Source organism: Pseudomonas sp. 44 R 15 (assembly GCF_900004965.1).
Classification (GTDB): Bacteria; Pseudomonadota; Gammaproteobacteria; order Pseudomonadales; family Pseudomonadaceae; genus Aquipseudomonas; species Aquipseudomonas orientalis_A.
Genome location: NZ_CVTU01000098.1, coordinates 77,773 through 102,055, shown reverse-complemented (window position 1 = coordinate 102,055; position 24,283 = coordinate 77,773). Strand labels below are relative to the sequence as shown.

The 24,283-nt window shown below is 56.3% G+C and carries 18 protein-coding genes and 1 tRNA gene; 13 read left to right on the top strand and 6 right to left on the bottom strand.

Going from position 1 to position 24,283, the window contains the following annotated elements; translation table 11 throughout:
* Nucleotides 1-358: 358 nt before the first annotated feature.
* The 3 genes from BFP93_RS16100 to BFP93_RS16095 all read left to right on the top strand — a co-directional run bounded on the left by BFP93_RS16100 (nucleotide 359) and on the right by BFP93_RS16095 (nucleotide 5,459).
* On the top strand, nucleotides 359-2,428 hold the full coding sequence (locus BFP93_RS16100; protein WP_065893845.1) for an ATP-dependent nuclease: 2,070 nt from the start codon (nucleotides 359-361) through the stop codon (nucleotides 2,426-2,428).
* Nucleotides 2,421-4,163, top strand: a complete 1,743-nt coding sequence (locus BFP93_RS27540; RefSeq protein ID WP_083205675.1) for a UvrD-helicase domain-containing protein — start codon at nucleotides 2,421-2,423, stop codon at nucleotides 4,161-4,163. Before BFP93_RS16100 ends, BFP93_RS27540 begins: the two co-directional genes overlap by 8 nt.
* A gap of 192 nt (nucleotides 4,164-4,355) precedes the next feature.
* Nucleotides 4,356-5,459 carry a hypothetical protein gene (locus BFP93_RS16095; RefSeq protein ID WP_065893844.1) on the top strand — a complete coding sequence of 368 codons (1,104 nt, stop codon included), beginning with the start codon at nucleotides 4,356-4,358 and terminating at the stop codon, nucleotides 5,457-5,459.
* A gap of 242 nt (nucleotides 5,460-5,701) precedes the next feature.
* Here BFP93_RS16095 and BFP93_RS16090 read toward each other — a convergent pair.
* Nucleotides 5,702-5,778 (bottom strand) — tRNA-Arg (locus BFP93_RS16090).
* 370 nt (nucleotides 5,779-6,148) lie between these two features.
* Between BFP93_RS16090 and gabD the strand changes: the two genes are divergently transcribed.
* The 4 genes from gabD (at nucleotide 6,149) to BFP93_RS16070 (ending at nucleotide 10,946) form a co-directional block, all read left to right on the top strand.
* Nucleotides 6,149-7,591: an NADP-dependent succinate-semialdehyde dehydrogenase gene (gene gabD, locus BFP93_RS16085; protein WP_065893843.1), complete on the top strand. Its 1,443-nt coding sequence runs from the start codon at nucleotides 6,149-6,151 to the stop codon at nucleotides 7,589-7,591.
* 181 nt (nucleotides 7,592-7,772) lie between these two features.
* Nucleotides 7,773-9,050: a 4-aminobutyrate--2-oxoglutarate transaminase gene (gene gabT / locus BFP93_RS16080; RefSeq protein WP_065883128.1), complete on the top strand. Its 1,278-nt coding sequence runs from the start codon at nucleotides 7,773-7,775 to the stop codon at nucleotides 9,048-9,050.
* 356 nt (nucleotides 9,051-9,406) lie between these two features.
* Complete coding sequence (locus BFP93_RS16075) at nucleotides 9,407-10,741, top strand: amidase (RefSeq protein ID WP_065893842.1); 1,335 nt, start codon at nucleotides 9,407-9,409, stop codon at nucleotides 10,739-10,741.
* A gap of 16 nt (nucleotides 10,742-10,757) precedes the next feature.
* On the top strand, nucleotides 10,758-10,946 hold the full coding sequence (locus tag BFP93_RS16070) for a hypothetical protein (RefSeq protein ID WP_065893841.1): 189 nt from the start codon (nucleotides 10,758-10,760) through the stop codon (nucleotides 10,944-10,946).
* A 4-nt stretch (nucleotides 10,947-10,950) separates the two neighbouring features.
* Here the strand turns inward: BFP93_RS16070 and BFP93_RS16065 are convergent, their stop codons facing one another.
* The 5 genes from BFP93_RS16065 to desA form a co-directional block, all read right to left on the bottom strand.
* Complete coding sequence (locus BFP93_RS16065) at nucleotides 10,951-12,147, bottom strand: hypothetical protein (RefSeq protein ID WP_065893840.1); 1,197 nt, start codon at nucleotides 12,145-12,147, stop codon at nucleotides 10,951-10,953.
* 13 nt (nucleotides 12,148-12,160) lie between these two features.
* Complete coding sequence (locus BFP93_RS16060) at nucleotides 12,161-13,048, bottom strand: nitrilase family protein (RefSeq protein ID WP_065893839.1); 888 nt, start codon at nucleotides 13,046-13,048, stop codon at nucleotides 12,161-12,163.
* Between the two features lie 115 nt (nucleotides 13,049-13,163).
* Complete coding sequence (locus BFP93_RS16055) at nucleotides 13,164-15,107, bottom strand: flavin monoamine oxidase family protein (RefSeq protein WP_065893838.1); 1,944 nt, start codon at nucleotides 15,105-15,107, stop codon at nucleotides 13,164-13,166.
* A gap of 277 nt (nucleotides 15,108-15,384) precedes the next feature.
* A complete protein-coding gene (locus tag BFP93_RS16050; protein ID WP_065883120.1) occupies nucleotides 15,385-16,386 on the bottom strand; it encodes a sensor domain-containing diguanylate cyclase in 1,002 nt (333 codons plus the stop codon).
* A 188-nt stretch (nucleotides 16,387-16,574) separates the two neighbouring features.
* Nucleotides 16,575-17,759, bottom strand: coding sequence for a delta-9 fatty acid desaturase DesA (gene desA / locus BFP93_RS16045; protein ID WP_057725344.1), 1,185 nt, complete (start codon nucleotides 17,757-17,759; stop codon nucleotides 16,575-16,577).
* 165 nt (nucleotides 17,760-17,924) lie between these two features.
* On the opposite strand from desA, the gene dibA reads away from it, so the two are divergent.
* The 6 genes from dibA (at nucleotide 17,925) to BFP93_RS16015 (ending at nucleotide 24,227) form a co-directional block, all read left to right on the top strand.
* Nucleotides 17,925-19,838 (top strand): phosphodiesterase DibA, encoded by a 1,914-nt coding sequence (gene dibA, locus BFP93_RS16040; protein ID WP_065893837.1) that lies wholly within the window; start codon nucleotides 17,925-17,927, stop codon nucleotides 19,836-19,838.
* A 300-nt stretch (nucleotides 19,839-20,138) separates the two neighbouring features.
* Nucleotides 20,139-20,321, top strand: a complete 183-nt coding sequence (gene oscA, locus BFP93_RS16035) for a sulfur starvation response protein OscA (protein ID WP_003170956.1) — start codon at nucleotides 20,139-20,141, stop codon at nucleotides 20,319-20,321.
* Nucleotides 20,322-20,386: 65 nt separating this feature from the next.
* Complete coding sequence (locus BFP93_RS16030) at nucleotides 20,387-21,397, top strand: sulfate ABC transporter substrate-binding protein (protein WP_065893836.1); 1,011 nt, start codon at nucleotides 20,387-20,389, stop codon at nucleotides 21,395-21,397.
* A 141-nt stretch (nucleotides 21,398-21,538) separates the two neighbouring features.
* Nucleotides 21,539-22,357 (top strand): sulfate ABC transporter permease subunit CysT, encoded by an 819-nt coding sequence (gene cysT, locus BFP93_RS16025; RefSeq protein ID WP_057725347.1) that lies wholly within the window; start codon nucleotides 21,539-21,541, stop codon nucleotides 22,355-22,357.
* Between the two features lie 13 nt (nucleotides 22,358-22,370).
* Nucleotides 22,371-23,243 (top strand): sulfate ABC transporter permease subunit CysW, encoded by an 873-nt coding sequence (gene cysW, locus BFP93_RS16020; RefSeq protein WP_065883110.1) that lies wholly within the window; start codon nucleotides 22,371-22,373, stop codon nucleotides 23,241-23,243.
* Between the two features lie 3 nt (nucleotides 23,244-23,246).
* Complete coding sequence (locus BFP93_RS16015; protein WP_057725349.1) at nucleotides 23,247-24,227, top strand: sulfate/molybdate ABC transporter ATP-binding protein; 981 nt, start codon at nucleotides 23,247-23,249, stop codon at nucleotides 24,225-24,227.
* Nucleotides 24,228-24,283: the final 56 nt, after the last annotated feature.

Genomic DNA, 24,283 nt, shown 5'->3' with positions numbered 1-24,283 from the left:
CAATCTCTGAAGTCCAGAGCTGAGCATTTATGAGTCTTCAAAAACAAGGAGGTCTGATCGGCGCTGGTGGATAGCTGTTAAGGGGGGGCGGGGGTGCCTCACTAAAATGGTGTACCAAGTGTAACGCGTGTAACAACACACGTTAAACTATTGAATATAAAGAGTTTGATCTGGTTACACGTTTTTCCAGAGCCTAGTTACACCTTGTTCGGTGTCAGGAAATGGCGTGACGTGAGCGCTCTTGAAAATGGTCCGTGAAAATGAGTCGATGGCTTACTGTCAAAGTGGTCTAAGCTTTGTCCTCAGTGTGAAAATCACATGGAGCTGACGTTATTAAACGCGGCAATCGAGGATAATTATGAAGCTGGCTCAAGTTAAGATAAAAAATTTCCGGCTACTGGCAAATGCGCAACTCGCTTTAGAGGACCTAATTACGGTTGTTGTCGGTCGAAACAATAGTGGAAAAACTTCACTTTCAGAGATCATGCGCCGATTGTTGGCTGAAGGAGGCGCGGTTTTCCAGCTTGAGGATTTTTCAAGCTCTTGCTATGGAGATTTTTGCACTGCCTTGGAAGCATTGAAGAACGACGAAAGCGATCAAATAGTTAGGGCGTTAATTCCATTTATTGAACTCCGTTTAACCTTCAAATATGATCCCGATCGACCGCTCCTCGGTCCGTTAAGCCCTTTTGTAATCGACTTAGATCCAGATTGTACTGATGCGCTCGTAGTCATCCGATACGAGCTCAAAGATGGACATCTTGAGCAGTTCTTTCAAACACTACCAGCTCTTCCAATATCCGAGGAGACTAAGGCTCCATTTTTCCGAGCGTTGCGGGAACGTATTCCAGATAATTTTGGTATACGCGTGTGGGCGGAAGATCCTAACGATCCAGATAATCAGCGCCAGCTGCAACCGAGCGCATTAAAAAGTCTGATAAAAACAGGGTTTATTAATGCTCAGCGCGGCCTCGACGACGTTACGTCCAGGGAGTCCGATGTATTGGCCAAGACAGTTGAACTGCTTTTTGCCACGGCCTCATCTTCTTCACCTCAATCAGCAGATAAGCAGATAGCAGACGGTTTACAGGTCGCCATACAGGAGATACAAACTCAAATAGATTCTAGCTTCGGAGGGCAACTCCAGAATCTGATCCCCGCTATGAAGAGTTTCGGATACCCAGGCCTAGGTAACCAAGAACTACATACGGAAACGTTACTTGATGTTCGGAAACTCCTCTCCAACTTCACTAAAGTACGCTATGCAGGTTATAGCGGAGTGACGCTGCCAGAGTCTTATAATGGTCTAGGGGCACGAAATCTTATTTTTATATTGTTACAGTTGGCGGGTTTCTACAAGGCATTCCGTGCCGAGATAAATGCTCCTGGCGTTCATCTGATTTTTATAGAAGAGCCAGAGGCCCATCTTCATCCGCAGATGCAGGAGGTTTTTATCAGGCAGTTGGCTAAGACCGCGCAGTTGCTTGTCGATAACACTGAAGACAAAACTCCATGGCCAGTACAATTCGTCGTTTCGACTCATTCATCCCATGTAGCAAACGAGGCAGGGTTCGAATGCATTCGATATTTCCTTGGGGAAAATGTAGCTGGAACCCCTGCGGGGATTCGTCAAACAACTATAAAAGATCTGCGAAAAGGATTGTCAGGCATTACGGAGCCAGATAAAAAATTCCTTCATCAGTATATGACGCTTACACGGTGTGATTTATTTTTTGCGGACAAGGCTGTGCTCGTTGAAGGTTTAAGTGAGCGGCTTCTGCTTCCTGTTATTATTGATAAAATTGAAGCGGCTGAGCCTGATAAACCAAAACTGTCAATCCAGTATGTTGCCACAATGGAAGTTGGAGGAGCTTACGCGCATTTATTCTTCGAATTATTACGCTTTTTAGAACTACGAAGCTTAATTATTACCGATCTTGATTCTGTCGAGCGAGCAGGAGGGAAGGCTTGCGAAGTTCACAAAGGTACTTACTCTAGTAATGCATGTTTGAAAGCTTGGTTTTCTAAGGATAAGCCTTTCACTCTTGCTGGTCTTTTGGCGAAGGGGGAGGCAGAAAAAATACAGAGTGGCAATCGCATTGCCTATCAATGCAGTCAGGAGAAAGATGGGCCTTGTGGGAGAACATTCGAGGATGCCTTCATCTTGGCTAATCATGATTTGTTCGGACTTGCCGGAAAAACTCGTGAGGAACGCGAAATAGAGGCACGTAACAAGGCCGGAGAATTTAAAAAATCTGAATTCGCCTTAAAACATGCTATTCAAGAAACAGCATGGATTCCTCCCAATTACATTGTTGATGGGTTGCGATGGCTGGCTGCTGTAATTGAACCAGATGTACCAGATCCTGGCTTGGCAATGGTTGCAGAGGCTATCGCCAGTGAAGCGGAGGAACCACTAAATGTGTAAATCCCAATCACCCGCTGAGGAGGCGAGTCAGCAAGCTCTTGAGTCAATGTATAAGTGTCTTGATGCTGGTCAAAGTTTTCGACTAGAAGCTGGGGCGGGCGCAGGTAAAACATATTCATTGATCGAAGCTTTAAAATATCTGATCAAACACAACGAGTATGCGTTTTCGAGAAGAAGTCAAAAGATAGCTTGTATCACTTTTACCAACGTGGCAAAGGGTGAAATAGCGTCGAGAATCGATAGAAACCCTATTGTATATTGCGATACTAATCACGCGTTTTGTTGGTCATTGATAAGCGGTTTTCAAAAGCAACTACGAAAGTTGATAGCGGAAATGCCAATATGGCAGGAAAAAATAGCCGAAGCTGGAGGAAGCATAGATTCTTTTTCGATTGAGTATTTGTTAGGTTATCGCTCTATCCGAGAGGGTGGCGTCTCTATTCATCATGATGACGTCATTCCCTTAACTGTATCGCTTATGAAGCATGCGAAGTTCCGTAACATGGTTATTGATCGCTATCCAATAATTTTGGTGGATGAATATCAGGACACTGATAGGGAGTGGGTTGATGCTATAAAGGAATTGTTTCTAGATGATCCGAATCGTCCTCTATTCGGTTTTTTTGGTGATCATTGGCAGAAAATCTATGATGGTGGATGTGGCGAACTTAAGCATGCGGCTGTTACTGAAATCGGAAAAGGAGCGAACTTTCGATCTGTGAAGACAGTTGTAGATTGTCTAAATCGAATGCGTCCCGAACTACGTCAATTTGTTAAGGATGCCGAGGCCGAAGGGTACGTCCACGTCTTTCATACAAACGGATGGGCTGGAGATCGTAGAACAGGCGGGCATTGGGGAGGTGACCTTCCGACTGAGGTTGGACATACTGCTCTAGAACTGACTAGGGCGACATTGAAAAATGAAGGCTGGAATTTATCTTCTGAATACACAAAGGTACTGATGCTGACCCATCGCTTACTTGCAACTGAACAGGGGTATGCAAGTTTGCCAGGGGTCTTTCGCTATAATGAATCATTTACAAAAAAGGAACATCCATACGTAGCGTTTTTTGTCGATCAGCTTGAGCCGGCGTGCGATGCTTTTGTTGCGAATCGATTTGGGCCGATGTTTGAGGCTCTAGGTGGTGCCAAGCCACTTCTTCGAAGTCATGCGGACAAAGTTTCATGGTTTTCAGCAATGGATGAGCTGGTAAAACTCAGAAGATCTGGAACTGTAGGAGAGATTTTAGATCACCTGCAATCCCATCGGAAACCTAGGCTGCCCGAAAAAATAGAAACACGTGAGCGAGAATTAAAAGAGTTTGATCGTTCCACGGGCGAAGAACTTCCAAACACACTTGCGGAAATAGAGAGATTTCGAACTATCGATTATTCGGAGGTTATCGCACTGCGTTCTTATTTGGATGGACACTCGCCATTTGAAACGAAACACGGTGTCAAGGGGGCTCAGTTTGAAAATGTGTTAGTTGTTGTAGGTCGTGGCTGGAATAGGTATAACTTTGGTGAAATGCTGCAATTGGCGGGAGCCCGTGCTGTGCCAGCCGCGAGAGAAGAAGCTTTCCAACGAAATCGTAATCTCTTCTATGTGGCTTGCTCTCGTCCCAAACGTCGCCTGGCACTACTATTTACGCAGAAGCTCTCACCGGAAGCATTGGGCACATTGAATAATTGGTTTCTTCCAGAAAACATAACTGCTATCAATTTACCTCAATGAAAAAAGCTTGCCTAGCGTTGGGCTAGCTCTGGAGACAGTGAGGCGATAGCGTTAAAAAAATGGCCATCAGTCACCAGGATGGCCATTTGCTTGCATTACCTGCAAGGGTATGGCCTGATGGGTACTGAAGCTCCATGCACCAATCTTTTGGTGTTATTGATAGATTTTTATTTTCGTTAGGCATGACCAATAATGACGGAACTTTCTCGACTCGATTCCGAATGGGTTGCATTAAATGCAATTCGTGGACTTACAAAAATTGCTACAAAAGGCGATGCTAGGAAGTCTACATATGACACTGCTTTAGAGCTTGGTGGAGAACTATATCCCGAGCTGCTTGGACCTGACGCAAGCATATTAAGACGGGAAAGAGAGAGTGATACAGCAAAGGAATATCGCCAGCGAGCAGGTTTGAAGTCGATAAGGAATGGCGTATTAGTTACAGCCGGTGAGCTTATTACAGAGGATATCGATGATTTAAAAGACTTACTAGGTGTTGCAAAACAAGAAAAGCATGAAAAAGCAAAGGTTGACCAGCTGAAACGCAGATTGTCTGTTCTCGTAGATGCTGAGAAAGAGATTAACCCTATACCTCACACTGAAAATCAGCTTATCTTTCGTGACGCGTTATCGGTAGAGCGGATTGTCCCAGCGATTAGATCCGGAAAAGCCTACCGGGACTTTGAATTGCCGGATGGAAATATTCTCAGGGTTCGAGTGCTTCACCCTGATAAACCAGAGCACATCACTGGGGCTGATATAATTTATGAAAGGCACAGCCCTAATGAGGAGAGTGTCAGAATTGTCGCAGTTCAATATAAGATCTGGGACAAAAAGACTATGTATTTATCAGAAGAACGGATGCAAACTCAGTTAGATCGTCTGAAAGGTTTTACATGCGACAAGGCTATATGTCAGCAAGCTTCAATCGAAAATCCCTATAGGTTTCCTTGTTGCGCTGGCTTTCTTAGGCCTACGGATAAATTGCAGCGACCTGATCAAAGCTTTTTGTCGAGTGGGGAGCATCTTCCAATATGCCGCATAAACGAATGTAAAACGGTTGGACCTCGTGGTGCCGAAGTGCTTGAGTATTCAAAGATGCGAGATATTTCTCTTTCTAGTGAAATGTTTGAGCAACTATTCAATAAGGCTAAAATTGGTTCGCGACTTCTCTCTTATGATGAGTTGGAGACGTTTTACGAGGAGCATCAGGTAAGTGGAGGGGATGATAGGGTTATCATTTATGCGCAAGAGTTTTCGGATCGACGTTCAAATAGCATCGATCACGAAGACTGATTTGATTGCGTTGTGTTTAAAGTGTTCGTTTTTTTGTTTTGGTAATATGACGGCCGTAGGAAAATGGGGACAGATTTATTTACGTTCAGACCAAAGCCCCATTCATTGCGTGACACCCCACCTCACGCAGGATTGCAGGCTCGGAGCAGAGCCAACTGCCGCCCAGTTGACCTCCAAGGCTTACAAAAATCGCCCACAAAAAAGCCCCAGCTCTTCCGACCTGGGGCTTTTTCATCTCTATATGGTGCACCCGGCGGGATTCGAACCCACGACCCCTGCCTTCGGAGGGCAGTACTCTATCCAGCTGAGCTACGGATGCTTGTGCGGGCGACATCATACCCATGTCGACCTTGGGCGTCCATGCTGGTCTTTGGGCGTTTGAGTGTAGGAATCTGCCGTATAGAGGCCCTGCGCTGGGCGCCACTGAACGACGCAATGAAATCTGGGCCAGTTACGCTGATCAGAAAAATCCGGCAAAAGCCCCGTTTACGTTCTTTTTTTCGAACAGCCTATTGCCCCTTCCCCCCATTGATCCTAGGATTCGTTTGAGATTTCAAACGCTCTGTCTCCCGTGCGCGCTTTATTGATGTTACGCACCGAGGCTGATTTCCCTGACGGCAGCCCACCAGGCGCCTTTCAATAACTCTAATTCGCTCCGCGTGCGCGCGGTGCTGTTAAGGAAAGCCTACATGCAGCTCAAAGATACCCAGTTGTTCCGCCAGCAAGCCTTCATCGATGGCGCTTGGGTCGATGCGGACAATGGTCAGACCATCAAGGTCAGCAACCCGGCCACGGGCGAGATTCTCGGTACTGTGCCAAAGATGGGCGCCGCGGAAACCCGCCGTGCCATCGAAGCGGCCGACAAGGCCCTGCCGGCCTGGCGTGCACTCACCGCCAAGGAGCGCGCCAACAAGCTGCGTCGTTGGTTCGAACTGCTGATCGAAAACCAGGACGACCTCGGCCGCCTGATGACCCTCGAACAAGGCAAGCCGCTGGCCGAAGCCAAGGGTGAAATTGTCTACGCCGCCTCGTTTATCGAGTGGTTCGCCGAAGAAGCCAAGCGCATCTACGGCGACGTGATTCCCGGCCACCAGCCCGATAAGCGCCTGATCGTGATCAAGCAGCCGATCGGCGTGACCGCAGCCATCACCCCGTGGAACTTCCCCGCCGCCATGATCACCCGCAAAGCCGGCCCGGCCCTGGCCGCTGGTTGCACCATGGTGATCAAACCGGCCTCGCAAACGCCGTTTTCGGCCCTGGCCCTGGTTGAGCTGGCGCACCGTGCCGGTATTCCCAAAGGCGTGCTCAGCGTGGTCACCGGCAGCGCCGGCGACATCGGCGGCGAGCTGACCAGCAACCCGATCGTGCGTAAATTGTCCTTCACCGGCTCCACCGAGATCGGTCGCCAGTTGATGGCTGAATGCGCCAAGGACATCAAGAAGGTCTCCCTGGAATTGGGCGGCAACGCGCCGTTCATCGTGTTCGACGACGCTGACCTGGATAAGGCCGTCGAAGGCGCGATCATTTCCAAGTACCGCAACAACGGTCAGACCTGCGTGTGCGCCAACCGCCTGTATATCCAGGATTCGGTGTACGACGCGTTTGCCGAAAAACTCAAAGTGGCCGTGGCCAAGCTCAAGATCGGCAACGGTCTGGAAGAAGGCACAACCACCGGCCCGCTGATCGACGAAAAAGCCGTGGCCAAGGTCAAAGAGCACATTGCCGATGCCCTGAGCAAAGGCGCCAAGCTGCTGGCCGGTGGCAAGGCGATGGAAGGCAACTTCTTCGAGCCGACCATCCTCACCGACGTGCCGAAAAACGCCGCTGTGGCCAAGGAAGAAACCTTCGGGCCACTGGCGCCGCTGTTCCGTTTCAAAGACGAAGCCGAAGTGATCGCCATGTCCAACGACACCGAATTCGGCCTGGCCTCGTACTTCTACGCCCGCGACCTGGGCCGTGTGTTCCGTGTGGCTGAAGCCCTGGAATACGGCATGGTCGGCGTCAACACCGGGTTGATCTCCAACGAAGTGGCGCCGTTCGGCGGCATCAAGGCCTCGGGCCTGGGCCGTGAAGGCTCCAAGTACGGGATCGAGGATTATCTGGAAATCAAATACCTCTGCCTGGGCATCTAAGCCCTGTAAGAGATTGCAACAGACGCAAAGGGCACGAGAGCGCTGTCCCTTTGCGTGTTTCACGTCGTTATTCGCAGTGGCCGGGAAAGCTGTGGCAGTCGATCATCGCATGCTGCCGTAGTTGCCTCCCCGTCACCTATCCTTGAACCACGCCGCCCGATGAGCGGCGAATGAGGACTTTATGAGCAAGACCAACGCATCCCTGATGAAACGCCGCGAAGCCGCTGTACCGCGCGGTGTTGGCCAGATTCACCCGATCTTCGCCGAATCGGCGAAGAACGCCACCGTGACCGACGTTGAAGGTCGCGAGTTCATCGACTTCGCCGGCGGTATCGCCGTGCTCAACACCGGCCACGTGCACCCGAAAATCATCGCGGCGGTGACCGCGCAGCTGAACAAGCTGACCCACACCTGCTTCCAGGTACTGGCCTACGAGCCCTACGTGGAAGTCTGCGAAAAAGTCGCGGCCAAGGTGCCAGGTGATTTCGCCAAGAAAACCCTGCTGGTCACCACTGGTTCCGAAGCGGTGGAAAACGCCGTGAAAATCGCCCGCGCCGCCACTGGCCGTGCTGGGGTGATCGCCTTCACCGGCGCTTACCACGGCCGCACCATGATGACCCTGGGCCTCACCGGCAAAGTCGTGCCTTACTCGGCCGGCATGGGCCTGATGCCAGGCGGTGTGTTCCGTGCGCTGTATCCGAACGAACTGCACGGTGTGAGCGACGACGACGCCATCGCCAGCATCGAGCGCATCTTCAAGAACGACGCCGAGCCGCGTGATATCGCTGCGATCATCATCGAGCCGGTGCAGGGTGAGGGCGGGTTCTACGTCGCGCCTAAATCGTTCATGAAGCGCCTGCGCGAGCTGTGCGACAAGCACGGCATCCTGCTGATCGCCGACGAAGTGCAAACCGGTGCCGGTCGTACCGGTACCTTCTTCGCCATGGAACAGATGGGCGTTGCCGCCGACCTGACCACCTTTGCCAAATCCATCGCCGGCGGCTTCCCGCTGGCCGGTGTGTGCGGCAAGGCCGAATACATGGACGCCATCGCCCCGGGCGGCCTGGGCGGCACCTATGCCGGCAGCCCGATTGCCTGCGCCGCCGCACTGGCGGTGATGGAAGTGTTCGAAGAAGAGCACCTGCTGGACCGCTGCAAGGCCGTCGGCGAGCGCCTGGTGACTGGCCTCAAGGCCATCCAGGCCAAATACCCGGTGATCGGCGAAGTGCGTGCCCTGGGCGCGATGATCGCGGTGGAACTGTTCGAAGATGGCGACAGCCACAAACCGAACGCCGCAGCCGTTGCTGCGGTGGTGGCCAAGGCGCGTGACAAGGGCCTGATCCTGCTGTCCTGCGGTACCTACGGCAACGTGTTGCGCGTGCTGGTGCCGTTGACCTCGCCGGACGAGCAATTGGACAAGGGCCTGGCAATCATTGAAGAGTGCTTTGCCGAGCTGTAAGCGGCAAGCCACAAGCTGCAAGTAATAAACGCTTGCAGCTAGTCGTTCCCACCTTGCTGCGCAAAGAAGCCGCCCCGTGAGCAAAAAACGCATATGCGGTTTTTTGTTCACGGGGCGGCTTCTTGCGTGATGTGCAGGCATTACCGCTGGCCTGCTGCACCTCTTACCACATCCAGGACGGGGCAGGGCCGACCTGGCGCCGGCAAGCCGATGGAACATCGCACGAGGCTTTCCTGCCGGTGTCTTTATCTGACGGGCTCATCCCAACTCATTAAGCGAAGCGGATGACATACATCTGCCTGCGGATCAGGCAGAGTTCCTGCTATCCACCCGTATGTGCAGGAGGTTTTTCACTCATGGCTCAACCTCATTGCTTCTTCCAAGGCAAAACTGTCGCAGAGCTTTCCCGACAGGTGCGCAACCAAGAGGTACGTTGCGTTCAACTCACTCAGGCGGCGTTGGACGCTATCCATCAACAGAACCCTGCGATCAATGCCTTCGTCTCGCTTAACGTGGCTGAGGCACTCCACACCGCACAATTGCTCGATAGGGAGATCGACGAGGGTCAGTATCGCGGGCCGCTGCACGGTATCCCCATCGCAATCAAGGACAACATCGATACTCGGGGCATGCCTACGACGTATGGTTCTCACCTGTTTCAAAACCACTGGCCTACGACTGATGCGCGTTGTGTCGCCCTGCTCAGGGCAGCCGGGGCGGTGGTGGTTGGTAAAACGCTGACCAGTGAGTTTGCGCTCGGCCCAACGGGCGAATTTTCATTTCAGGGGCCGTCTCACAATCCTCACGACCTGAACAGGGTCACGGGTGGGTCCAGCGCAGGGAGTGCCGCAGCGGTTGCCGGGGGCATGGTCCCCATCGCGATCGGCACTGATACCGCAGGGTCCATTCGTATTCCAGCGTCTTTTTGTGGCGTGGTTGGGTTCAAGCCTAGTTACGGGCGCATTTCTCTTGAGGGGGTTTACCCTGTCAGCGCCACCCTGGACCATGTCGGTCCACTGGCTCAATGTGTAGAAGACATTGCCATACTGCTGGAGGTACTTAGCGTCTCGCCAATAAGCTGCGTGAAACCTGCCGACAAACCTCGGGCGGTATGGGTGGACCCCAGGGCGATCCACGATGTGGACGAGCGCGTGCTTGCATGCTGCCGTGCACGATTCCACGCGATATTTGATACGGGACAACGGACCGTCGATTTCGAAGCGCTGATTCCAGCGGTTCAAAGTGCTTTTAAAACCATTCTGCTCGCCGAGGCTTACGCCGTGCACAGGGCGTACCTGGAGGATGAGGGCAGCCATTTCAGCAGTGAGCTGAGAACTCGCCTCGCACCCGGCAAAGCGATTAGCGCCTGGCAGTATCTGAATGCGCTGGGAAGCCGCAAGTTGCTGCAGAGCCAAGTGGCTGAACTATTCAAAGCAACCGATTTGCTGGTAATGCCATCCACCGCGATTACGCCACCACGGTTTGGTCTCAAGAGCATCACTGTCAACGGCGTTGAACATCCCATTCGAGAGGCCATCAATGGCTTGACGAGCGTCTGGAACCTGCTTGGTTTACCCGCCATCAATGTCCCCGCTGGCACCGTGGATGGTCTGCCCTGCGGGTTGCAAATCATTGCTGGCCCGAACCAGGATGAAAAGTTGTTGGCGTGGCTGGCGGCGCTGCAGGTTTAGTCTGCGCGCTCCGGGGTTGGCGGCTGCGAACCTGGGCGACGATGCAGGCATCACTGCCGCCATCGTAGGTCAGGTTGCAGGTGTGTATTACGGTGCGCAGGGCATTCTGCAGGTCTGGTTAAACGCACTGTGGATGCTGGGCCAGATCCACGCCATTGCCTTGGCGCTGATGCAGGTGACGCACCAGGAAACCAGCCCATTCTGATGCGTTAATCCGCAATTACCATACCGATCAAAGGTACGATCAACACCGTACTGATCGCCATGGACAATACGTTGCCGATATACGGATGCATGTAGTCAGGCAGGCGCCCGGCAATTGCGCAGGCCAGCGGCGGGGCGATCAGGGCTCCCAGCAATGCGCTGGTTACAATCACTGTCGCGTTTCCGCCATAGGTCAAGACGGCAGCGGGCACCACAGACACGAGAGGTACATAGGTTGGGTACCAACCACGCTCGCGCCATTGCCGGCGCCACAGGATGATGCCGATCAGAGAAGTCAGCGCTTGACCTGCAATCAGGTGTGGCAACCATCCAGATCCATAAGCGGGGCTCATTGGATTTAATGCATAGGCCAGCAATACCCCGGCGAGCAAACCCAGGCTGGCCCACTCATTGCCAAAGAATGGGGCTTCGGAGAAGTCCGCCAGCACGCGACGTAACGTCCAGCGTATGCCGTAGTCGGGTGTTTTCAGCGGGGCGGGGGGAGGGATGCCGGCCTTGGTTTCAGTTGCACGGCTGACCAGCGCCGGAAGTGCGCGGCAGAGTAAAAATGCGACCACGCTACCTAACGCCATGCCCAGGACATTGCCAATCACCACTGGCAAACCCAGGGGAATACAGAAGTAGTTGACCATCAACAGGCAGCTCGGCGTCACCAGAATCGCGCCGAGCAAGGCGCCGTTGAGCGTGACCTTCCATCCCCCGCCAAACAGCAACACCATGGCCGCCGGAAGTGACACAAATGCAGCGAACGTTGGTTGCCAGGAATCCGCTGTCAGGGTCCAGCCCCAGATCGCGTTGCTCAGCAGCAGTCCCAGCAATGAACTGGTCACCAACCAAGGCCAGAGCCCCGTGCCGTAGGCGATGCTGAAGCCTTGCCAGGCTTGCGCGTACCGACTGGCCCAGTAACCGAAAGCACCACCGAGCAGCAGACCGAGTGATGCGAACTCGTGTTTGTAGAAGGCCACTTCGCTGATATCGCCGACCACCCAACGTAACCACGCTATTGGCGAGGGCAGGCTGTCCATCATGTCGTTGTAACCTGGCCAGAGTACCGGTGCCGAGGTGGAGTAAGACACCGACAACGCAGTGAGTGACGCGATCAGGATGAGCGTGGCCGAGATCAGCATGACAAGGTGGCGAACAGATGAGTCCGATGACACTTTTGTGGGTATGTAATCCATGATCGACCCTCCGTCAGCGTGGCAGGCACGGGTGAAGGTGGTAGCCGAGCATCGTGTCATACAGGTCGCTCCGGCGATCCCGTTGCAGGTCGTTAAGGCTGTTCCAGATCGGCGCGCTGCGGGCGCTGGACAAGTCGATGTCGGCGTAAATGATCGCTTGCTCGTCGGATGAGGCGATTTTGCCGATGGGCCAACCGTTGGTGCCGGCAATCAGCGAGCACCCCAGGTAACGCGCATCCTGTTCTTCCCCGATGCGGTTGGCGGCAGCAATGAACACGTTGTTGGCGTGGGCGGCGGTCATGGTCAGGTAAGAGGCCATGCATTTGCCCGCTTCGTCGAACAGGGGCGGCGGGGTCCACACCCAGTTGTTCAGGCTGCAAATGATGTCGGCGCCTTGCTGAGTCAGTATGCGTGGGACTTCGGGGAACCAGATGTCCCAGCAGATCAGTAAGCCTATGCGGCCTATGGATGTTTCAAATACGGGGAATCCAAGGTTGCCAGGGGTGAACCAGAGTTTTTCCTTGTTCCAGAGGTGGGCCTTGCGGTATTTGCCAATCAGGCCATCGGGGCCCAGCAGCACTGCCGTGTCGAACAGCTGCATGCCTTCGCGCTCGGCCAGGCCCGCCACAAGATGTATTTGGTGAGCCTGGGCGAAGTCCATCCACGCCCGCAGGCTGGGACCGCCTGGAACGGGTTCGGCATGTAGATAGGCATCATGGCGATTGTTGAATAGATAACCGGTATTGGCCAACTCCGGAAGCACAATCAGATTGGCGCCATTGTTCATCGCTTGCAGGGCAAGGCTGAGGCTGGTTTCCAGGTTGGAGGCGCGATTGTGGGTACCGACTTGCGGATCAAATTGCACAACGGCGACGCGTACCGGGCTCGTGGAATCGTTCATCGTGTAGACCTCTTTTTATTGTTATGAGCCCACCGGATCAGGTGGGCGTTTAATAGAAAGTCTTTTTTGCTTGTGCGTCAGTAGGCTGTTTCCGTTAGGGTCGTAGGCAGCTGCTCTATCGATTTGGCGGCCCTTGGTACCGGGGATATTCATCCAGGGTAAAGCCCCCATTGAACTTGGCGAGGGTGGTACTGCAGAGGTTGATCACTGCGTCGACGGCGCCACGTAGGCACGGCTCGGTCCAGCCCGCATCCACGGAAAACGATTCCCCGGCCAGATAAAGGCCGCTGACATGGGCATAGTCCCGGTTGTACTGCATCAAGCTGACTGCGTCGTAGTAGGTCCCCGCGCGATAGAGCTTGGCGCACCCTAGTGCGTTCTTGTCGGTCACCCAGCGTTGGACGATGGCGTTTTGTTTGTCGATGTAGGGCGATATCGCCGTTTTGATATTGGCGCTGCGTAAGAGGATGCGGTCCAGTTCCGTGACGCACTTATCGACCAAGGTTTGGTCGTCGAAAGAAGCCAGTTTGGTCGCGTCGTCCTCCCAGGTGTAACTGAGCAAGATGCAGTCATAGGGATAGGCGTTGTGGTAGCGGTAGGTGTACACATCGTGGATGAAACTGTCGGTGACCATGATCTGGGGGATTTTTTTGTTTTTCGACAGAAAGCTTTTCTTGAGCGGCGCATAGACCTTGCAACTGGTTTCCCAGTGGGCGGTTTTGTAAGCATTGGTGACGGAATACGGCAGCATCGCCTGGCTGAAGTTTTCCAGCTGAATGTGTGTTTCGATAATCCAGGATGGCAGTGTCATGATCACGGCATCGAAATCTTCATGGCGTTCTGATGTGGCTGTGGGACTGCTGACCTGCCAGTCATAGGTCAAGCGGATTTGGCCGTTTTCAAGCTTGGTCAAGCGAGTCACTGAGGTGTCGGTAAGAAAGCCCTTCCCGCGTTGCCGACTGTGATCATAGAAGGACTTGCCGTCTAACTTGGCCTCCATAAAAAGCAGGCACTCGTCCAGTGCCGTTAGCCCCAGGTAGCGCGGCGCATCGAACGGTAAGTCATTGCAGTCTTTGAGGGTGGTTTCCCCTAGATACGGTGACGGAGCGGGATTGCCGTTAATGCCGACGCGCCCATGCACCAGTTGGAGTTGACTGCTGAAACCGAAGATCGCAGTACGTAAAGGGTAGAGGCAGCACACGTCATAAAACGCCCCCCAACTGCCATCGCCGATACCGATGGAATAGAAAAGGGTGGACTCTTCCTGGGTCATGCCGAGACCGCCAAAGTCCTCAGGAGTACGGGCGCTCCACGTAACGCTCGCCAACGCCACCAAGTCACGAAAGGACAGGCTCTGGTAACGCGCGACGATAGCGGCCCATAAGGATTCCCATAGTGGCGTGCCATACATCTGGGCGACTTCGTGCGTCATCTGATCGGCAAAACGGCGCCACTTGGCATACACCTCCTGCAATTTTTCTGTTGGAGGTGGCGTGTGGCCTTGCGGGTTTTTCCAGATAAGCATCTGTGGCTGTGGCGTTCCCTCAAGTAACCCTTCGCGCAGGTAAATGCCGGTGTTGCGTACATGCGATGTGCCTGGGTTGGGAAAGTCGGACAGCTGCAGTTCAAAGAATTTGCAATAGTAGGCCAGCAGCGTTTGCCCATCTAAAGGCGATTCACCTGCCTGATTGAACATGGGCATGCGCATGGCGCCCATCTCGAAGGGGGTCTGGCCCAGCAGTGGAGATTGGCCGCGATTGAGCATCGATAGGTGACGCCCGCCAACCCGGTGAGACTGTTCCAACAATGTGACGTTGTTGAATCCGCACCGGAGTAATTCGCGCGCAGCGGTCAATCCGGTGATGCCAGCGCCAACGATGCAGATTTTGTAATCGGGTTGGGTTGCCTGGGCGATGCCAAAATCTTGTTCGACCAATTTGCGATAGTTGAAGCACAAGTCCGGAGGACTTGGGAACCGGCCTCGCCATGACGATGGGGCGTGGGCTGTTAAGTGCTTGGCGACCAGGGCGGGGTAGTCGTAGGTGGATCCGATGGTCATGGTTCATGCTCCAGAGTCTGCCCGGTCGGGAGGAATGACCGGCGGCAATGGCGAATGAATTTAGTACCGCGAGGAGGTGGCGGGGGGGTAGATCTTTGTGGTGAGGGTTGGGAGTCGGCTGGAGCGCGGGGCTGCCATCTTTCGACGGTCGTCCTACAGAGAAAATGCTATGAGTGATTGTTGTAGCCCAAGCGCAAAATGCGTTTTGGCGCAAGCTGCGCAGTGTGGAATAGAGACCTTGAAAAAAGCTGCGGGCAAGCCCCGTATTGGCCCCGACCTAACCCGCAATCACGCGGTTCTTGCCCTGACGCTTGGCCTCATACATCGCCGCATCGGCGCGGCCGAACAGTTTGTCCAGGGTTGAGTCATCTTCGCGCAGGCTGGTCAATCCCTGGCTGACCGTCACGGTAAACGCGTGACCTTCGACACTGAAACTCAGCGCCTGGATTTCCTTGCCCAGTCGCTCGGCCACCTGCAGGGCCATCTCCGGGGCGCAGCCGGGCAGTATGGCGGCGAATTCTTCGCCACCGATGCGCCCGAACAGATCGCCACGACGCAACACACCACGCCCGCTTTCGGCGATGCGCCGCAGCACCTGGTCGCCTTCCAGATGGCCGTAGGTGTCGTTGATGTCTTTGAAATCGTCGATGTCCAGCAGCAGGAATGCCAGCGGCGTGCCCTGCGCACAGGCGCTGTCAAAGGCCTGGTTGGCGAGCTCGAAGAAGTGCCGGCGGTTGCTGCTCTGGGTCAGCACATCGGTGGTGGCCAGGCGATGCAGTTCCAGCTCCAGGTGCTTTTTTTCGGTGATGTCCTCGGCGATGCCCACGACGATCATCGGCTTGCCCGGCTCGGCCTGCTGGTTGATGTAGCACTTGTCACTGAGCCAGCGGATCTGCCCGTCGAGCGTGACGATGCGGTATTCGCGGTCTTCCACGGCGCCCTGCTCCAATACACGGGCCAGGCTGTGTTCGGCATAGTCGAGGTCTTCGGGGTGGATGCTGTTGCGCCATTCCCGATGGTCGGCCAGGAGCAAACCGGCGCTGCGGCCGAATATCCGTTCGTAGGCGGGGCTGACGTACAGCACGCGACGGGTTTCCCAATCGATGGCCCACAGCACGGCGTTCACGCTCACCAGCAGCGAGCTGAGCAGCTGCTCACGCGCACTCAGGCGCTCGACCTCACCCTGGGCATGCATCAGCGCCAACAGCGTCGACGCGGCCGCCGGGCGCGGTGGCTGGGCAGAGGACACATCAGGCGTGCAGGGCTTTTCGTGAACCATCGGAACAACTCTCTCTGGGCGCGCCGCAGGATGGAACAGCGGTCACTACAAGCGGTCACCATGATGGCGAAGTGTTCTTTGAGAGAGGGGAATTGCGGTGAAGTTCCGTGATCGGGCTCGATTGGCGGTGCCCGGAAAATGGCGTCAGAAAGCCAATGTGCGGGAGGGCGAGCCCTCCCGCCGTCGCGTCAGACCCCCGCAGGGCGCAGTGAATAGGTCTTCAATTGGTGGGCAAAATCGCGCAGGGATTGGATACCGCTGGCTTCGGCTTCATGTACCCATTCCTTGATCGCCGCGAGCATGTCGTGGCCGTTGGTGCTGGTCTTGAGCCAGATCTGCTGCAGCGCCAGACGCTTCTCGTAGATCACGCTCAGTGCCTGGCTGTGCTCCAGCATGCTTTGGATGCGCACATGGTGGCGATCGCTCAGCAGGCTGGTTTCCCGCGACAGCAGGCGCTTGGCGCGGTGGAACTGGTGGCGGACCGAGTGATCGACTTTTTCCAGCTCCTGCTTGACCAGCGGGCCGATGACCAATTTGCGGTATTGGGCCATGATCTGGAAGCGGTTGTTGAGGATCGCCATGGCGGTGTCCATGTCCAGGTGGCCCTTGCCTTCGACGCGGTGGGCGATCGGTGCGACGCGCTGCACCTTGGCCAGGCGCAGGAAGCTGAACACCTTGATCCAGGCCCAGCCCAGGTCGAACTCCCATTTCTTGACCGACAACTTGGCCGAGTTGGGGTAGGTGTGATGGTTGTTGTGCAGCTCTTCACCGCCCACGATGATGCCCCATGGCACCAGGTTGGTGGCGGCATCGCGGCATTCGAAGTTGCGATAGCCCACGGCATGGCCCAGGCCGTTGATCACACCGGCGGCCCAGAACGGAATCCACATCATCTGGATCGCCCAGATGGTGATGCCGATGGTGCCGAACAGCAGCAGGTCGATCACGCCCATGAGCGCCACGCCCAGCAGCGGGAAACGCGTGTACAGGTTGCGTTCGATCCAGTCGTCCGGGCAGTTCTTGCCGTAGATGCGCAGGGTCTCGGGGTTTTCCGCCTCGGCGCGGTACAGCTCGGCGCCTTTGCGCAGCACGGTGGACAGGCCCTTGATCACCGGGCTGTGGGGGTCATCGACGGTTTCGCATTTGGCGTGGTGCTTGCGGTGGATAGCGGTCCACTCGCGGGTGTTCTGCGCCGTGGTCAGCCACAGCCAGAAGCGGAAGAAGTGTTTCAGGCCGGCATTGAGCTCGAGCGAGCGATGGGCTGAATAACGGTGCAGATAGACCGTGACCCCAATAATGGTCACGTGGGTCATCAACAGCGTGACTGCCACCAGTTGCCAGGCTGACAGGTCAAGAAAACCGTTGTACCACATAGGCTGTATGGCCCTCAGATAAAGTAAAGAACAGCTCACGCATTATCACTAAGCCTACAGAGAAAACCAGCCGCTCTTTCAGATAGGAGTGACTGGATGTTTCTTATTCTATAATCCTCAGCCTTCGTAGGGCGATTCTGTTTTTTGGTAAGGATTACTGACCATATGCTGTTTACATACCGAGGAGCCCTACGTGCGGGGCTGGTATACCTGCTGATTTCCATTGTATGGCTCAGGCTCAGCCACCACTTATTGATCAACTTTATCGATGAACCCCAGGCGTTGGCGCATTGGCTGCAACTGCGTAGCTATGTCTGGGTGGGCCTGAGCGCGCTGGCTATCTACCTGATGGGCGTGCGTTTCGCCCGTGTCCACCAGCTGCAACAACCCCTGAAGGAAAACCATGAGCGCCTGCAACAGGCCGCTGCGGTATTTGATTGCACCCGTGAAGGGGTGCTGGTCACCGATGCCCGAGGCCTGATCGTGCACGTCAATCGGGCGTTCATGGAGATCACCGGCTACCGGCGCGAAGACGTCATGGGCAAGCCCCCCAGCCTGTTCAAGTCCGGGCGCCATTCGTCGAATTTTTATCGGCAGATGTTCCAGACCCTCGAGCGCAGCGGTGAATGGAGCGGGGAAATCTGGAACCGACGCCAAAGCGGAGAAATTTACCCACAGTGGCAAACCATCCGCGTCATCCGCGATGAGCAAGGCCGCATCAGCCACTATGTCGCGGTGTTCTCGGACATCAGCGCCATCAAGGACTCCGAACACGAACTGGCGCACCTGGCTCATCATGACCCGCTCACCGACTTGCCCAACCGCTTGCTGTTCACCGATCGCGCCGAGCAGGCCTTGGCCTCGGCGCAAGTGCACAAACGTGGCTGTGCATTGCTGCTGCTGGACCTGGACCACTTCAAGATCATCAATGACAGCCTGGGCCACAATGTGGGCGATCAACTGCTCAAGCTGGTGGCCGAGCGTCTGAAGGGGCTGTTCAGGCCTGGGGTGACCCTGGCGCGTCTGGGCGGCGACGAGTTCGCCGTATTGGCGGAGAGTTGCCCGCAGGTGATGCAGGCGGCGGCCCTGGCGCAGCGCATGCTCGACGCCATGAAGGAGCCGTTTGTGTTCGACGGCAACCAGCTGTTTATCAGCGCCAGCATCGGCATCAGCCTGTTCCCCAGCGATGCGCTGAGCGCCGAGCAATTGCTGCGCAACGCTGATTCGGCGCTGTTCAAGGCCAAGCATGCGGGCCGTGAAGGCTACGCCCTGTACACCGAGGAGCTGACCGCTCACGCGCAGAATCGGGTGGAAATCGCCAGCGAACTGCGCCGCGCCCTTGAGCAACAGGAACTGCGCGTCTACTACCAGCCGGTGCACGGTCTGCAGGACGGCCGCCTGATTGGCGTCGAAGCGCTGGTGCGCTGGCAGCACCCGGAGCGCGGCCTGGTGCCGCCGGGCGAGTTCATCCCCATCGCCGAGCGCACCGGGTTGATCGCCGACATCGATGCCTGGGTGATGAACCAGGCCTGCCGCCAGATGTGCCAATGGCTGGCGGACGGCGCGCCGTTGGGGTTTATCGCGATCAACGTGTCCAGCCGGCTGTTTGCCCGGCGCGAACTCTACGAACACGTGGGCCAGGTGCTTCACGATACAGGCCTGGACCCGGTCTTCCTTGAGCTGGAAGTCACCGAAAGCGCGGTGATGGACGACCCGGAAGTGGCCCTTGAACAGCTGCACCGCCTGCGCGAGCTGGGGTTACGCCTGGCCATCGACGACTTCGGCACCGGCTATTCCTCGCTGCTGCGCCTCAAGCGCCTGCCGGTGCAGAAACTCAAGATCGATCAGGGCTTTGTCGCAGGCCTGCCGTGGGATGAAGACGACGCCGCCATCGTGCGCGTGGTCATCGCCCTGGCGAAAAGCATGGGCATGCAGGTGCATGCCGAAGGGATCGAGCAGGTGGAGCAGGCCCGGTTCCTGCTGGACCAGGAATGCGACATGGGGCAGGGGTACTGGTTTGGAAAGCCGGTGCCGGCCGATGAGATAGATTGGACCCGGGCACCCCCTATCCAGAGTTGAAATACAGTCAAAATGTGGGAGGGGGCTTGCCCCCGATGGCAGTGTGTCAGCCAAGACTGACTAACCTGACACACCGCTATCGGGGGCAAGCCCCCTCCCACATTGGAACTGCACAAGGCTTTATTTCAGTGCTGTGGTTCAAAACCCACGCGCAACCCCACGCCCCAACAGAAAATTCTTTCTGGTTATATAAACATTCTTAAATAGTATTTTTAAGAATATCCCCGCTTATCTACTATCGCTCTCACGCCGCAAGCAGTGCCGCCACTGCCAGGCACTATTCATTTCAGGAGCGAGACCATGAGCGCATCTCTACGTAGCGTCGACGGCCAGGACGAAGCAGCCATTTTGCGTGAGATCCAGAGCGCCCTGCGCGATCTGCGGTTTGGCGCGGTGGAAATCACCGTACACAACGCTCAAGTGGTACAGATCGAACGCAAGGAAAAATTCCGCCTGCAGAACCCGGGTAACAAACCGAGCTGAGCAGCAACGGCGATAGACCCGCAATTATAAAAAAAGCCAACACTCAAGAATTTTCAGGAGCTTCTATGTCGTCGATTCGCCGTTATGCCCTGGCCGCGCTGGCCAGTGCCGTGTTTGCCGGTTCCGCCGTTGCCAAGGACTACGAGTTGCTCAACGTCTCGTACGACCCCACCCGTGAGCTGTACCAGGACTACAACGCTGAGTTCACCAGCTTCTGGAAACAGTCCCACCCGGGCGACAACGTGAAGATCCAGCAATCCCACGGTGGTTCGGGCAAGCAAGGCCGCGCGGTGATCGACGGCCTGCGCGCCGACGTGGTAACCCTGGCCCTGGCCGGCGACATCGACGAAATCGCCAAGCTGGGCAAGACCCTGCCGGAAAACTGGCAAACCCGCCTGCCGGACGCTAGCACCCCGTACACCTCGACCATCGTGTTCCTGGTGCGCAAGGGCAACCCCAAAGGCATCAAGGACTGGGGCGACCTGATCAAGAAAGACGTGTCGGTGATCACGCCTAACCCGAAAACCTCCGGCGGTGCGCGCTGGAACTTCCTCGCCGCCTGGGCCTATGGCCTGAAGACCGGCGGCAGCGAAGCCAAGGCCCAGGAATACGTTAAAGAGCTGTTCAAGCACGTGCCGATCCTCGACACCGGCGCACGCGGTTCGACTATCACCTTCGTCAACAACGGTCAGGGCGACGTGCTGCTGGCCTGGGAAAACGAGGCGTTCCTGGCCCTCAAGGAAGACGGCGGCGCCGACAAGTTCGACATCGTCGTGCCGTCCCTGTCGATTCTCGCCGAGCCGCCGGTGGCCGTGGTCGACAAGAACGCCGAGAAAAAGGGCAATACCGAGATCGCCACCGAATACCTCAAGCATCTATACAGCCCGGCGGGCCAGGAGATTGCGGCGAAAAACTTCTACCGCCCACGCGATGCGAAAGTCGCCGCCAAATACGCTCAACAGTTCCCTGAACTGGATCTGGTCACCATCGACAAAGACTTCGGCGGCTGGAAAACTGCCCAACCGAAGTTCTTTAACGACGGTGGCGTGTTCGACCAGATCTACACGGCGCAATAAACCAAAGTACCTGTAGGAGCGAGCTTGCTCGCGAAGGTCGTCAACGATAACGCGTACATTCTGAATGAGCGCGGTGCCCTTGATTCTTTCGCGAGCAAGCTCGCTCCTACAATGGTTTCTACCCTTTAACCAAGGACTCTTATGTCGCGTCGTATTTCCCCCGTCATACCCGGCTTCGGGCTGACGCTGGGCTACACCGTGGTGTACCTCAGCCTGATCGTACTCATCCCCCTGGCGGCGATGTTTGTGCACGCCGCTCAACTCACCTGGGATCAGTTCTGGGCCATCATTTCCGCACCCCGCGTGCTGGCGGCGTTGAAATTGAGCTTCAGCACCGCCTTGTACGCCGCGCTGATCAACGGCGTGATCGGCACCCTGCTGGCCTGGGTGCTGGTGCGCTACACCTTCCCCGGCCGCAAGATCATCGATGCGATGATCGACCTGCCGTTCGCCTTGCCCACCGCCGTGGCCGGTATCGCGCTGACCGCGCTGTACGCGCCCAACGGCCTGGTGGGCCAGTTCGCCGCCGACCTGGGTTTCAAGATCGCCTATACGCCGCTGGGTATCACCCTGGCGCTGACCTTCGTGACCTTGCCGTTCGTGGTGCGCACCGTGCAGCCGGTACTGGCCGATATCCCGCGGGAAGTCGAAGAAGCCGCCGCCTGCCTGGGCGCCAAGCCATTGCAAGTGTTCCGCCATATCCTCGTACCGGCCCTGTTGCCGGCCTGGCTGACCGGTTTCGCGCTGGCGTTCGCCCGGGGCGTCGGTGAGTACGGCTCGGTGATTTTCATCGCCGGCAACATGCCGATGAAAACCGAAATCCTGCCGTTGCTGATCATGGTCAAACTCGACCAGTACGACTACCGTGGCGCCACCTCTATCGGGGTGCTGATGCTGGTGGTTTCCTTTGTCCTGCTGCTGCTGATCAACTTGTTGCAGCGGCGCATCGAACGTCCATAAGGAGGCGCGGAACATGTCCCAATCGTCTATATCCGCCGCGTCCTCGGCCAACGCCGCCCGGCGTGGCAGCGCGACCTCGCGACGCGTCCTGATCGGCCTTGGCTGGCTGGTGTTTGCCCTGTTCCTGCTGCTGCCGCTGCTGATCGTGGTGTCCCAGGGCCTGAAGAACGGCCTCGGCGCGTTCTTCACCGCGATCCTTGAACCGGATGCGCTGTCGGCGTTGAAACTCACGGTGATCGCCGTGGTGATCTCCGTGCCGCTCAACCTGGTGTTTGGCGTCAGCGCCGCGTGGTGCGTAAGCAAATATTCATTCCGTGGCAAAAGCATCCTGGTGACGCTGATCGACTTGCCGTTCTCGGTGTCCCCGGTGATTGCAGGCCTGGTCTACGTGCTGATGTTCGGCGCCCAGGGCTTTTTCGGCCCCTGGTTGCAGGACCACGACATCCAGATTGTGTTCGCCTTGCCCGGCATCGTGCTGGCGACCATCTTCGTCACCGTGCCGTTCGTGGCCCGTGAGCTGATCCCGCTGATGCAGGAGCAGGGCACCCAGGAAGAAGAAGCCGCGCGCTTGCTCGGTGCCAACGGCTGGCAGATGTTCTGGCATGTCACCGTCCCGAACATCAAGTGGGGCCTGATCTACGGCGTGGTGCTCTGCACCGCGCGGGCCATGGGGGAGTTCGGCGCGGTGTCGGTGGTGTCCGGCCATATCCGCGGCGTGACCAACACGCTGCCGCTGCATGTCGAGATTCTCTACAACGAATACAACCACGTCGCCGCCTTCGCGGTGGCCAGCCTGTTGCTGATCCTGGCGCTCTTCATCCTGCTGCTCAAGCAGTGGAGCGAGAACCGAATCAACCGCCTGCGCAACAGCGCCGGTGAGGAATAAGTCATGTCGATCGAAGTCCGTAATGTCAGCAAGAACTTCAACGCTTTCAAGGCCCTGGACAGCATCAACCTGGATATCCAGAGTGGCGAGCTGGTGGCGTTGCTGGGCCCCTCCGGCTGCGGCAAGACCACCTTGCTGCGCATCATTGCAGGCCTGGAAACCCCGGACGCCGGCAGCATCGTGTTCCACGGCGAGGACGTCTCCGGTCACGATGTGCGTGATCGCAATGTGGGCTTTGTGTTCCAGCACTACGCGCTGTTCCGCCACATGACCGTGTTCGACAACGTTGCTTTCGGCCTGCGCATGAAGCCGAAAAACCAGCGCCCGACCGAAAGCCAGATCGCGAGCAAGGTTCACGAGTTGCTGAACATGGTGCAGCTCGACTGGCTGTCTGACCGTTACCCGGAACAACTCTCCGGTGGCCAGCGCCAGCGTATCGCCCTGGCCCGCGCCCTGGCGGTGGAGCCCAAGGTGCTGCTGCTGGACGAACCCTTCGGCGCCCTCGATGCCAAGGTGCGCAAAGAGCTGCGCCGCTGGCTGGCGCGCCTGCATGAAGATATCAACCTGACCTCGGTGTTCGTGACCCACGACCAGGAAGAGGCCATGGAAGTCGCCGACCGTATCGTGGTGATGAACAAGGGCGTGATCGAGCAGATCGGCTCACCGGGCGACGTCTACGAAAACCCGGCCAGCGACTTTGTGTACCACTTCCTGGGCGACTCCAACCGCTTGCATCTGGGCGAGGACAAACACCTGCTGTTCCGCCCGCACGAGGTGTCGCTGTCACGGCATGAGCTTGAAGATCACCACGCAGCTGAGGTACGGGACATCCGGCCGCTGGGCGCGACTACTCGCGTGACCCTGAAGGTCGAAGGCCAGCCCGAGCTGATCGAAGCGGAAGTGGTGAAGGACCACGACAGCCTGACCGGCCTGACCCGTGGCGAGACCCTGTTCTTCAAACCCAAGGTCTGGCAAAAAGCCTGAGCACACTCCGGAACCGATCGTTCCCACGCTCTGCGTGGGAATGCCTCTGGTGACGC